Annotated in this window: 13 protein-coding genes; 12 read left to right on the forward strand and 1 reads right to left on the reverse strand. The window is 31.1% G+C overall.

Translation table 11 applies throughout. The features are described 5' to 3' along the window. Positions 1 to 34: 34 nt before the first annotated feature. The gene (gene rpmE, locus OCU55_RS00625) at positions 35 to 241 is read right to left on the reverse strand and encodes a 50S ribosomal protein L31 (RefSeq protein WP_183279837.1); all 207 of its coding nucleotides are present in this window, start codon (positions 239 to 241) and stop codon (positions 35 to 37) included. Between the two features lie 407 nt (positions 242 to 648). Here rpmE and OCU55_RS00630 point away from each other — a divergent pair, with 407 nt between their 5' ends. From OCU55_RS00630 to OCU55_RS00685, 12 genes are all read left to right on the forward strand, one after another. After that, positions 649 to 1242: a thymidine kinase gene (locus OCU55_RS00630; RefSeq protein ID WP_261850398.1), complete on the forward strand. Its 594-nt coding sequence runs from the start codon at positions 649 to 651 to the stop codon at positions 1240 to 1242. Positions 1243 to 1285: 43 nt separating this feature from the next. Next, positions 1286 to 3037, forward strand: a complete 1752-nt coding sequence (gene prmC / locus OCU55_RS00635; protein WP_261850399.1) for a peptide chain release factor N(5)-glutamine methyltransferase — start codon at positions 1286 to 1288, stop codon at positions 3035 to 3037. Positions 3038 to 3330: 293 nt separating this feature from the next. Beyond that, complete coding sequence (prfA, locus tag OCU55_RS00640; protein WP_261850400.1) at positions 3331 to 4413, forward strand: peptide chain release factor 1; 1083 nt, start codon at positions 3331 to 3333, stop codon at positions 4411 to 4413. Between the two features lie 73 nt (positions 4414 to 4486). Then, positions 4487 to 5074 carry a hypothetical protein gene (locus OCU55_RS00645; RefSeq protein ID WP_261850401.1) on the forward strand — a complete coding sequence of 196 codons (588 nt, stop codon included), beginning with the start codon at positions 4487 to 4489 and terminating at the stop codon, positions 5072 to 5074. Positions 5075 to 5096: 22 nt separating this feature from the next. Further along, positions 5097 to 6146, forward strand: a complete 1050-nt coding sequence (locus OCU55_RS00650) for an L-threonylcarbamoyladenylate synthase (RefSeq protein ID WP_261850402.1) — start codon at positions 5097 to 5099, stop codon at positions 6144 to 6146. Between the two features lie 13 nt (positions 6147 to 6159). Then, entirely contained in the window at positions 6160 to 6615 is a 456-nt protein-coding gene (locus OCU55_RS00655; protein WP_261850403.1) for a low molecular weight protein arginine phosphatase, read from the forward strand. A 41-nt stretch (positions 6616 to 6656) separates the two neighbouring features. Continuing rightward, entirely contained in the window at positions 6657 to 7106 is a 450-nt protein-coding gene (rpiB, locus tag OCU55_RS00660; protein ID WP_280923786.1) for a ribose 5-phosphate isomerase B, read from the forward strand. Positions 7107 to 7123: 17 nt separating this feature from the next. After that, positions 7124 to 7753 (forward strand): uracil phosphoribosyltransferase, encoded by a 630-nt coding sequence (gene upp, locus OCU55_RS00665; protein ID WP_261850404.1) that lies wholly within the window; start codon positions 7124 to 7126, stop codon positions 7751 to 7753. Between the two features lie 281 nt (positions 7754 to 8034). Beyond that, positions 8035 to 8523, forward strand: a complete 489-nt coding sequence (locus tag OCU55_RS00670) for a deaminase (RefSeq protein ID WP_183278728.1) — start codon at positions 8035 to 8037, stop codon at positions 8521 to 8523. A gap of 182 nt (positions 8524 to 8705) precedes the next feature. Beyond that, positions 8706 to 9833 carry a non-hydrolyzing UDP-N-acetylglucosamine 2-epimerase gene (gene wecB / locus OCU55_RS00675; RefSeq protein ID WP_261851489.1) on the forward strand — a complete coding sequence of 376 codons (1128 nt, stop codon included), beginning with the start codon at positions 8706 to 8708 and terminating at the stop codon, positions 9831 to 9833. A gap of 428 nt (positions 9834 to 10261) precedes the next feature. Next, the gene (locus tag OCU55_RS00680; protein WP_261850405.1) at positions 10262 to 11443 is read left to right on the forward strand and encodes an acetyl-CoA C-acetyltransferase; all 1182 of its coding nucleotides are present in this window, start codon (positions 10262 to 10264) and stop codon (positions 11441 to 11443) included. Positions 11444 to 12305: 862 nt separating this feature from the next. Then, positions 12306 to 12677, forward strand: coding sequence for a hypothetical protein (locus tag OCU55_RS00685; protein WP_261850406.1), 372 nt, complete (start codon positions 12306 to 12308; stop codon positions 12675 to 12677). Position 12678: the final 1 nt, after the last annotated feature.

The following is a 12678-nucleotide window of genomic DNA, read 5'->3' on the forward strand; positions in this document are numbered from 1 at the left end:
AAAAATGGGAAAGAGTCTATCTTTCCCACGGTTGCTACTTTTCAAGACCAAATCTCTTCTTGAATTTATCAACTCTACCGCCAACATCAATGATTTTTTGTTTACCAGTGAAGAATGGGTGGCACTTAGAGCATATTTCTACCTTAAGTTCTGATTTAACTGAACCAGTTGTAAATGTGTTTCCACATGCGCACTTAACCACAGCGTCGTTGTGGTATTCTGGATGTATGCCTTCTCTCATCTTGTTCACCTCTTTCGAAATAAATACTGTCGCTTTTGCAACTACTAAAGTATAGCATGACATAATACGTGAGTCAATAAGGAGGTAATAATAAATATGTCTATCAAACTACAGTTATTACATTTAATGATTGATGATGAATATTTTACTAATTGACCAATTAATTATAAACAAAATAGAATAATATTAGTGAAAATTATTTTGAGTTTAAGGGGTAAATTGGTTTATCTGTTCATAGAAATAACTATTCCATTTCCATCACTAGAATCGCACTAATAATTGCTTTAACTATTATTTACAGTTAGTTTGATAAATGCATTTTGTTTGAAACTAATCTATCTATAGATATACATATAATGATATAATCATATAAAACACGTTTGAGGATGAAAAAAGGAGATTATTTTATGAGTAAATTATATTTTAGATACGGTGCTATGAATTCAGGAAAGTCAACTCATCTTATGCAGGTGGCATATAATTATGAAGAAAGAGGAATGAATATTTTAATTATAAAATCATCTACTGATAAAAAGGGTGGGGACAAGCTAGTATCTAGATTAGGTGTAGAAAGAACTGTAGATTTGCTTGTTAAAAATGATGACAATATTTTTGAAAAAGTATCTCAATGGGTAGAACTAAATGGTAAAATACATTGCATCTTAGTGGATGAAGTTCAATTTTTAAAAAGCTATCAAATAGATCAGTTGCTTGAAATTGCTGTAGTTAAGGATATACCTATAATATGTTATGGATTAAGAACTGATTTTCAAATGAATGGTTTTGAAGGAAGTGAAAGATTACTATTAATTGCGCATAGTATAGAAGAGATGAAGACTATATGTAACTGTGGAAATAAAGCTATATTAAATGGTAGAAAGATAAACGGCCATTTTGTTTTTGAAGGTGAGCAAATAGCTATAGATAATGTGGATGATGTAGAATACGAGTCTTTATGTGGAGATTGTTATTTTAAGTATAAAAAATCAAGAAACGAATAAAATGTATAACTATAAAAATATTCGGTATAAAAGGATGGTAAATATGAGGAAAACTAAGGTTGGAGGCCAGGCAGTACTTGAAGGAGTTATGATGCGAGGGGCTAGTGGTTTAGCAACGGCAATAAGAACTCCTGATGGAAAGATAGAAGTTGATTTTAAGAACACTGTACCAATATCTAAAAGATATAAAATACTTGGTTTGCCAGTAATAAGAGGTTTTATATCTCTTGTGGATTCGATGATGGAGGGAATCAAATGTATTAATTATTCTGCATCATTTTTTGAGGAAGACGAAGAACCTTCAAAATTTGATAAATGGATAAATGATAAGTTTGGCGAGAAAAGTAATGATATAATAATGGGATTTACATTATTGGTATCTTTAATATTTTCTGTTGGATTATTTGTAGCTATACCTACTGCAATTACTTCATTGTTTAAGCATTTAGGGATAGGAGTAGTAGGGCTCAATATGATTGAGGGTGTAATAAGAGTAATAATACTTTTAGGGTATATGTATATAATAGGAAGACTTGATGACATAAATAGATTGTATCAATACCATGGTGCAGAACATAAGACTATATTTTGCTATGAAAATGAGATGGAACTTACTGTAGAAAATGTAAAGAAGTTTGAAAGATTTCATCCAAGGTGTGGTACTAATTTTATGCTTCTAGTAATGCTAGTTAGTATATTTGCTTTTTCTTTTACTGGTTGGAACTCACTCCTGGAGAGAATACTATCTAGAGTGATTTTGCTACCTTTAGTTTCTGGGATGACTTTTGAACTTATAAAATGGATTGGGGGAAGCGAGAGTTTCTTATCTCACTTAATTGCAGCACCAGGGTTAAAGCTTCAAAATCTAACTACGAGAGAACCAGAAGATGACCAAATTGAAGTTGCTATAAGAGCGCTTAAGGCGGCCGAAGGGATAAAGGATGATGAGACTATCGGTAAACTTCTTAGTAAAGGTAATGAAAAGCTTAAAGCAGCAGAAATAGATAGTTATGTTTTGGATTGTCAACTTATTCTAGGAAAAGTAATAGACAAAGATAAGCTTTATTTAATTACTCATAGAGAAGAATTGGTTGAAGAAGAAAAATGCAAAGAATTCTATGCACTTATTGAGAAAAGAGAAAATAAAATGCCTATAAAGTATATTCTTGAACACGCGGAATTTTACGGAATAGAATTACATGTTGAAAGTGGTGTTTTAATTCCTAGAGCCGATACAGAGGTTTTAGTAGATGAAGTTTTGGGTATAATTAAGGATGGAGAAGCAATTGATTTATGTGATTTATGCTGTGGTAGTGGTGCTATAGGCATTGCGGTAGCAAAAAATCAAGAGAATGTTAAGGTGGATTTTATAGATATAGAAGATACCCCAGAGTTGGTTACTAAAAGAAACATCAGAGATTTAAGCTTAGAAGAAAGATGTAGATTTATAAAAAGTAATCTATTAGAAGAAGTTATAAAAGAAAATAAAATTTACGATATAATTGTTTCTAATCCACCTTATATTAAGGAAGATGTTATTCCTACATTGATGGGAGATGTTAAGGATTATGAGCCTATCATAGCACTTAGTGGAGGGGAAGATGGTCTTAATTTTTACAGAAGAATAATTGATCAGAGTGTAAAAGTTCTTAGAGAAGGCGGGACTATAGCTTTTGAAATAGGGTATGATCAAGGGGAAGCTGTAAAAGAATTACTAGTTGAAAAAGGATATAAAAATGTTAAAATAGTTAAGGACCTGGCATCACTTGATAGAGTTGTAACTGCAATTAGATGATGAAAATCTAAGGTTGTTAAAGATTAATAACTTTAAGACTAAATCTATTTGTAAAACATCTAAGTTTATTGATAAGAGGCTTTAAAGATATGAATTCAATTATAAAGTTATTTATTTATAATAATAAGTAACTTAAATTCAAGATTTATCTTTATAACTTTCATAGTTTTTGGTGAGAGAAATCGAAGATGTAATTCAAGTATAAAGTGGTCTATATATATTTCCTATTGATATGATAGGAATATATATGATATAATAAAAAAATATGAAATTTATTATTACGGAGTGATAGGATGATATTAGATAGATTAAACTTTATAGAAAATAAGTATGATGAACTTTCGGTAAAAATATCAGACCCATCTATCATGGCTAATCAGAACGAGTGGAGAAAACTTTGCAAAGAACATGCGGAACTAGAAATAGTTGTGAATAAGTATACACAATATAAAGATGTTTTAGATGAGATAGAAACCAATAAAGAAATGTTAGCTGAGGAAAATGATAGAGAAATGAGAGAAATGGTTCAAGAAGAGATAAAAGATCTTTCTGAACAAAAAACTACATTAGAAAGTGATTTGCAAGTTTTATTACTTCCAAAAGACCCTAATGATGATAAGAACGTATTTATAGAAATCAGAGCAGGTGCTGGTGGAGAAGAAGCAGCTTTGTTTGCTGCAAATCTTTTTAGAATGTACACAAGATACGCTGAGACCCATAGATGGAAAGTTGAACTTATGAGTACAAATGAAACTGATATTGGTGGTTTTAAAGAAGTTGTATTCATGCTAAAAGGTGATAGTGCATATTCAAGACTTAAGTTTGAATCAGGTGTTCATAGAGTTCAAAGAGTCCCTGATACAGAATCAAGCGGTAGAATTCATACATCAACTGCTACAGTAGCTGTATTACCTGAAGTTGATGATGTAGAATTAGATATAAGTGAAAAAGATATTAGAATCGATGTATTTAGAGCATCTGGTCACGGTGGACAGTGTGTAAATACAACAGATTCAGCTGTAAGAATAACGCATCTTCCAACAGGACTTGTTGTATCCTGTCAAGATGAAAAATCACAGCTTAAGAATAAAGAAAAGGCTATGAAAGTTTTGAGATCAAGACTTTTTGAAAGAGCTGAGGCTGAAAGAGCTGCTGGTATAGCTGAAGATAGAAAGAGCCAAGTTGGAACAGGGGATAGAAGTGAAAGAATAAGAACATACAACTATCCACAAGGAAGAGTATCAGATCATAGAATTGGATTAACACTTTATAAATTAGATTCATTTTTAAATGGGGATATGGAAGAAATGATCCAAGGTCTTATAACTGCAGACCAAGCTGAAAAGATGAAAGCTATGGGAAATACTGATTTTTAATTAGTTTAATTTTTAAGCCTTACATGAAAATGTAGGGCTTAAATAATACGATTAATAAAGGAGAGTAGCTACTATGCATATCTCAAAGGCGGTAAAGAAGCAAAAAAAGTCGTATAGATTATTTTTGTTAAGTATGTTATTTCTCTTTTTTGCTCTACCTATAATAGTATTTCTTCTAGGAAAGACTACAATATTCTATACTAGTTATTTGGCTTTTTTAGAGGTATTCATATTAATTGCTATTTTTGCTGTTGCAAATAGTATAGCTATTGATTTTCAGTGTTCAAATAACAAGCTAAAGATAAGAACAGGTCTTTTGAAAAGTGAAAATGTTATATTGTGCGATAAAGTTGTTTTAGTTCATACTGAAGGAAAAGACGAAAACATGGAAATGATAATTGTAACTACAGTGAAACTTAGAAATAAATTTATGAAGCCGATAACAAAAAGTTTTTTTAAGAAATATCCCTACGTTGCAAATGAATATAGAAAGATAAAAATACTTAAGCCAGAAGAACTATATTATTTTACTATTATAAAACATGGAGGGCTCTTAAAATATCAGCTGTTAGATTTAGTATATAGGAATTGTGTTAAAGCAATATATACTGATTTAAGTATAGAAAATGTTAAGATTGCAAGAGGCCAACTTGAGATTTGAGATCTAGAGGAAGTGAATTGTTTTGAAAACTGAAGTGAGAATAATTAATAATATTGAAGAAAATGTAGACGATATTAAAAGAGCGGCAGAAAGCATAAAAAATGGTGGGACGGTAGTCTTCCCAACTGAAACAGTCTATGGACTTGGAGCGGATGCTCTAAACGAGGATGCAGTAAAAAAAATATTTATTGCGAAGGGAAGGCCTCAAGATAACCCGCTTATTATTCATGTTGCAAGTAAGGATATAGAAAAGTATGTTGAAGACATTCCAGAAGTGGCGGAAAAACTAATGAATAAGTTTTGGCCAGGACCGCTTACTATTTTGTTCAATAAAAAGGCTATTATACCGGATATTACTTCAGCTGGACTTAGCACTATTGGAATAAGGATGCCAGAGGATAAATTAGCACTTAAGCTTATACAGCTATCTAAAACTGCCATTGCGGCTCCATCTGCAAATATATCTGGTAGACCGAGTCCTACTGATATATATAGATGTATTGAAGATTTAAATGAGAAGGTTGACTTTATAATTGGTGGTAATGAAAGTGATGTAGGCTTAGAATCAACCATAATTGATTGTACAGTGACTCCACCTTGCGTACTTAGACCAGGAGGCATAACTTTAGATATGCTTAAGGAAGTGGATCCTGACGTATATATAGATGCTGCAATTATGAAGAAGCCATCAGAAGATATCAAACCTAAGGCTCCAGGAATGAAGTATAGACACTACGCACCTAAAGCAAAGGTTTCGATAGTTGAAGGTTCTTTAGAAAAAAGTGTTGAAAAAATAAATGAAATAGTGCAAAATTATATAGAAAAAGGGTTTACAGTTGGTATTATGGCTACAGAGGAAACTAAGAATTTATATAAAGAAGGTAATGTTATTTCGCTTGGTAGTAGAAATAATATTGAGGAAGTAGCTAAAAATCTTTTTGAAACATTAAGGAAGTTTGATGATTCAGCAGTAGATTATATTATTAGCGAAGCGTTTACTGAAGATGGTATAGGCCTTGCTATAATGAATAGATTAAGAAAGGCAGCTGGATTTGATATAATAAAAGCTTAAATTGGAGGGAAGTATGAATATTCTTTTTGTGTGTACAGGTAACACTTGTAGAAGTTGTATGGCTGAAGCTATATTTAATAGCATTTGTGATATAGATGGCGTAAGAGCATATTCAGCGGGAATTTCAATAGTTCCTGGTAGTAAAACTTCCAAGCACTCAGCTAGTTTAGTCATGAACAATCTGTCTCATGATATTAGTGAAAGATCAGCTGTGCAACTTACTTCTGATATGATAGGTAATGCCGATTTAATATTGACTATGACTAACTATATGAGAGATTTAATAGCTTCAAATTTTCATGAAAAATCTAATAATGTATTTTCGTTATGTGAATATGCTGGCGTAAATGGTGAGATTTCAGATCCATACGGCGGTTCTATTGACGTCTATTCAAAAACATATGATCAATTAAAAAATATAATAGGTAAAGTATTGATAAAAATAAAGGAAGATAAAGGCATTTTTTAATGCTTTAGTCTTCTTTTTTTATAAATTTTGGAGGTGCAATTATGAGGATAGCAATTGGAAGTGATCATGGTGGATTCAGGCTTAAAGGTGAAGTCATTGAACACTTAAAATTAAAAGGGATAGAGGTAAAGGATTTTGGTACATTAACTGAAAGTTCTTGTGATTATGCAGATTATGCCATTCAAGTTGCAGAAGCAGTAGTGACAAAACAGTTTGATTTTGGTATATTAATTTGTGGCACTGGTATTGGAATTTCTATAGCTGCAAATAAAGTTCCAGGAATAAGAGCTGCAGTTTGTGCTGATACTTTTAGTGCTCATGCTACAAGACAACATAATGATGCTAATATTTTAGCTATGGGTGAAAGAGTAGTAGGTACTGGTTTAGCTTTAGATATTGTTGATACATTCCTTTCAGCTGAGTTTGAAGGTGGAAGACACGCAACAAGAATAAATAAAATAGCTGATATAGAAAAAAAATATAATAAATAATATTGGAGGAATTTTTTATGAGTAAAGTTACGCAAATTGGACATCCATTAATATTACACAAGTTGGCATTTATAAGAGATAAACATACTGGATCAAAGGATTTCAGAGAATTAGTTTCAGAAGTTTCAATGCTTATGGCATACGAAGTTACTAGAGACTTCCAAATGGAAGAGGTAGAGATAGAAACACCTATCTGCAAAACTAAATGCAATATGTTAGCTGGTAAAAAGGTTGCAGTAGTTCCTATTCTTAGAGCAGGACTTGGAATGGTTGATGGTATGCTTAAACTAATACCTGCTGCAAAAGTAGGACATATAGGTTTATATAGAGATGAAGAAACCTTACAACCAGTTGAATACTTTTGCAAATTGCCTCAGGATATAGCTGAAAGAGATATAATAGTAGTAGATCCTATGCTTGCAACTGGCGGTTCGGCTGCTGATGCAATAACTCTTTTAAAGAATAAAGGTGGAAAAAATATTAGACTTATGTGCTTGATATCATCACCAGAAGGAATTAAACATGTAACTAGTGTTCATCCTGATGTAGATGTTTATGTTGCAGCTATAGATGAAAAATTAAATGAACATGGCTACATAGTTCCAGGACTCGGAGATGCTGGAGATAGATTATTTGGTACTAAGTAAGAGGGCTATTGAGCCCTTTTTACTCTATAAAATATTATAAATGCTGGATGGAGTCGTATTAGCAGATTTGATTTTCTAATGTATATGAAAGTACATAAATTTCATACTAGCTAAGCCTAGTAACTTCAATTACTTAAGAAAAATTTTTAGGGAATGTAGTAAAAAAAGGCATTGTTCGTCTACCAGATTTCACTAATATGCATTCGAAAAGGCTGATACGCCAGAAACTCACTGAAAAAGATCACTTCAGCTACTTTTTTACTAATTTGGGGTGGAGTATAATGGATAGAAGAGATAAACACAATTATTATTTGGATATTGCAGAAACTGTTCTAGAAAGAGGCACTTGTTTAAGAAGGAATTATGGATCTATAATAGTAAAAAATGATGAAATAATTTCTACTGGATATACTGGAGCACCAAGAGGTAGAACTAATTGCATTGATTTGAAAAAATGCAGAAGAGAAGAACTTAATGTACCAAGAGGTACTCATTATGAACTTTGCAGAAGTGTTCATAGTGAAGCGAATGCAATAATAAGTGCTTCTAGAAAAGATATGATTGGTGCTACATTATATTTAGTAGGTAAAGATGCAAATACAGGTGAATTTGTAAAAGATGCTAATTCATGTGCGATGTGTAAAAGGCTAATTATAAATGCAGGAATTGAGATGGTTGTTATAAGAGATACTAAAAATGAATTTAGGATTGTTTATGTAGACGAGTGGATAAACAATGATGATTCGCTTAGTGCTCAAACAGGTTATTAATTTTTGCTTTTAATAAACAAAGAAATGGAAATTACATAACTATAATGTAAGGGTATATGAAGTTCGCATTTGCATAAATTAGTTTGGAATAATTAAAACAATAACAGCTGCAGTGTTGTTAAAAATGTTCAAATTTTCATTGGTTTGATTTAGGAGGAATAAATTTGAATACTATAAAGATTATGACTATATTTGGAACAAGACCTGAAGCAATTAAGATGGCGCCATTAGTTAAAGAGCTAGAAAAAAATAGTAACATTGTTTCTAAAGTGTGTGTAACTGCTCAACATAGAGAAATGCTTGATCAAGTACTTGAACTTTTCGATATAGTACCTGATTATGATTTAAATATAATGAAGACTAAGCAGACTTTAACAGGTATAACTAACAGAGTGTTAGAAGGTCTTGAAGAAGTGTTTGAAGCTGAAAAACCAGATATGATACTAGTACATGGGGATACAACAACAACCTTTGCTGGTGGGCTTGCTGCATTTTATAAGCAAATTAAAGTTGGTCATGTTGAAGCAGGGCTTAGAACTTTTGACAAGTACTTTCCGTTTCCTGAAGAGATGAATAGAAAGTTGACAGGGGCTATAGCAGATTTACACTTTGCCCCTACAAAAGGATCAAAAAACAATCTTCTTAGAGAAGGAATAAATGAAGAGGATGTATATATAACAGGTAATACAGTAATTGACGCTATGAAACATACAGTTGAAAGTAATTATGTTTTTGCACATGAAGAACTTAACTATATAGATTTTGAAAATAAAAAGGTAATAATGATTACTGCTCATAGAAGAGAAAACTGGGGCGAAGGAATAGAAAATATTTGTGATGCCTTAAATCAAATAGTTACAGAAAATAAAGATGTAGAACTAGTATATTTAGTTCATTTGAATCCTGTTGTTAAAGATGTAGTTTTTAGTAAACTTGAAGGAAAGGAAAGAATTCACCTTCTTCCTCCTCTCGATACAAAACAAACTCATAACTTAATTAATAAGAGCTTTATGGTAATGACAGATTCAGGTGGACTTCAAGAAGAAGCACCTCATTTAGGAAAGCCAGTGTTAGTTCTTAGAGATGTAACTGAAAGACCGGAAGCAGTTGAAGCTGGTACAGTAAAGCTAGTAGGTACTGATGTAGATACGATAGTAAGAGAAGCTAGTGCGTTGATAAATAATGATGAAGCATATAATCAGATGAGTAGATCAATAAATCCATATGGTGATGGTAAAGCATCTCAAAGAATAGTTAAGGCGATATTAAAGTATTTTAATATAACTTCAGAAGAAGTAGAAGAATTCTAAACTTGTTATTTTTTTAACTGGAAGTAGTGGTTTTACTACTTCCTTTTTTTATTACCTTTAATATATTCATAGGCAATATTTTTGCTACATGATTATAGGGATATTTAGGAAAAGAAATATAATAATTTATATAAATCTTTTTTTAGTTGAAAAAGAACAAGATCAAAATTCTAGTATTGCCAATTAATATTAATATGAGAAGTAATATATTAGCTGATATTACCTAAACGTATAAATAAATGAAGTGTCTATTTTGTGTTAACTTGCTAATGGAGATGATAATTAGCAGAAATAACAACTGTATCGCACATTGTGTTTTTTTTAACAATAACTATTGATAAATATATGAAAAATAGTTATAATAAATAAAGAAGTTAAATATTGATAAAAAATTGTCTAATAATAAATAAACCTAGGAGGTAATTTTCATGAGAGAAGTTGTTATTGCGAGTGCAGTTAGAACTGCTGTTGGTTCATTTGGTGGAGCACTAAAGGACGTTCCTGCTGTAGATTTAGGAGCAACAGTTATAAAAGAAGCATTAAATAGAGCTGGAGTTGATGGAGCTTTAGTTGATGAAGTTATAATGGGTAATGTTATTCAAGCTGGGCTTGGTCAAAATGTTGCAAGACAAGCGGTTATAAAGGCTGGACTTCCAGTAGAAGTTTCAGCTATGACAATAAATAAGGTATGTGGATCAGGTTTAAGAGCAGTTAGTTTAGCAGCTCAAATGATTAAAGCTGGAGATGCTGATGTAATAATAGCTGGTGGTATGGAAAGCATGTCTCAGGCTCCATACATACTTAAGACTGCAAGATTTGGTCAAAGAATGGGCGATGGCAAAATGATCGATTCTATGATAAATGATGCATTAACTGATGCATTTAACAACTATCACATGGGTATTACTGCTGAAAATATAGCAGAACAATGGAATCTTACTAGAGAAGAGCAAGATGCTTTTGCAGCTGCATCACAACAGAAAGCTGAAAAGGCTATAAAAGAAGGAAGATTTAAGGATGAAATAGTTCCAGTTGTAATTCCTCAAAGAAAGGGAGAGCCAAAAGTATTTGATACTGATGAGTTCCCAAGATTCGGAACAACTGCTGAAACATTAGCTAAACTTAAACCAGCATTTAAGAAAGACGGAACAGTAACTGCAGGTAATGCTTCAGGTATAAATGATGGTGCTGCAGCATTTGTTGTAATGAGTGCAGAAAAAGCTGCAGAATTAGGAATAAAACCATTAGTTAAGATAGTTTCTTATGGTTCAAAAGGTCTTGACCCAACAATAATGGGATACGGTCCATTCCACGCTACTAAGAAGGCTTTAGAAGTTGCTAACTTAACAGTAGAAGATTTAGACTTAATAGAAGCTAATGAAGCTTTTGCTTCACAAAGTTTAGCTGTTGCTAAAGACTTAAACTTTGATATGAGCAAAGTTAATGTAAATGGTGGAGCTATTGCATTAGGACACCCAGTTGGAGCTTCAGGTGCAAGAATACTTGTTTCATTACTTCATGAAATGGAAAAAAGAGATGCTAAAAAAGGTTTAGCTACTCTATGTATTGGTGGAGGATTAGGAACTGCTTTAATAGTAGAAAGAATATAGTGAAAAACAGCCCTACAAAGGGCTGTTTTTTATTTTGAGAAATTGTAATATTTTTATATAGGTAACTTAGTTTACAATAATATTTTTGTTATTCATATTTTAATTAAAATAAGTTTTTCATATTATGAATAAATAGAATAAAAATATATAGAATAATTATGAGTTGAAATATATTTAAAAGCCTAAGTCATATAAATTTCAGAGTAAAAGCCTATTTTAAAATACAAAAGTAATTTAGTGAAGAGTGAATTAAAGCGCAAGATGTGCGCGTAGTTTAGCTAAAATAAGCTAATCAATGGTGAGAAACTTATTTCGAAAATAATAACTAAATATGCAAGAAAAATTATGGAAAAATTCAGTGGATATTAAAACTTTTCATAAGTATAATAGTAGAGAATTCATTAGATAAAGCATGTTTAGAATGATTTCAGTACTGAGTAGTTTAATAATACAAAAAAATTTTTGAATAATTATAATAATGTTTATTCAATTGTGTTAAAAGATTTTAATATTAATATTCGAGAAAATTTAATATAATTTAATATAATGTAAAAAAACAATGGTTTACAAAAAACTTTATGTAATAAATTGTATAAGTTATGGTTTTGAAAATGTTATCATAGCACATGATGTAGAAAAAAATATATTTTTAAATATTCAGAAAAATGATTGGTTAAATAATATATGTTGCGTAAAAAAAGAAAAATGAAATTTCCAAGAGATATAGGACGTATTAATGAATTACCAAGAGATAATTTCACTTATTTAGCTTAAATAAGCTATTTAAGAACGAAATCAAAACTTTAAAGTAAGGACATACAGTAATATAATAATTTCGTGCTTGAGATTATAGGAGAATAATATGAATCAATCATTAACCAAACTTATTTTCGGAGTTTTTAAATTTAACTTACTTGTAGGGTTAAGTGTTTCACTTATTCTTACGAAACTATATAGTAGGAATCTAGCAGTTGCGTTTCTTACAGGTATTATTATTTCGTCGATAACTTTTGTTATTAAAGGTTATACTATACATACTTTGTTGAATTTTTCAAAAGCTAAAAGAGTGGTAGTGGCGTATATAGGGTATATATTCCAATTCATAATCATTATCGCACTAGCTTTTTTATTTATTAATGATTATACTTGTTTACTAACCTATATACTGGGTACATTTACTCAGTTTTTAGGTATTATTTTATATTGGTTTATAAATAGGAAAGGAAGTGATTAGG

It is taken from the genome of Clostridium folliculivorans (assembly GCF_024341905.1).
GTDB lineage: Bacteria > Bacillota > Clostridia > Clostridiales > Clostridiaceae > Clostridium_AR > Clostridium_AR folliculivorans.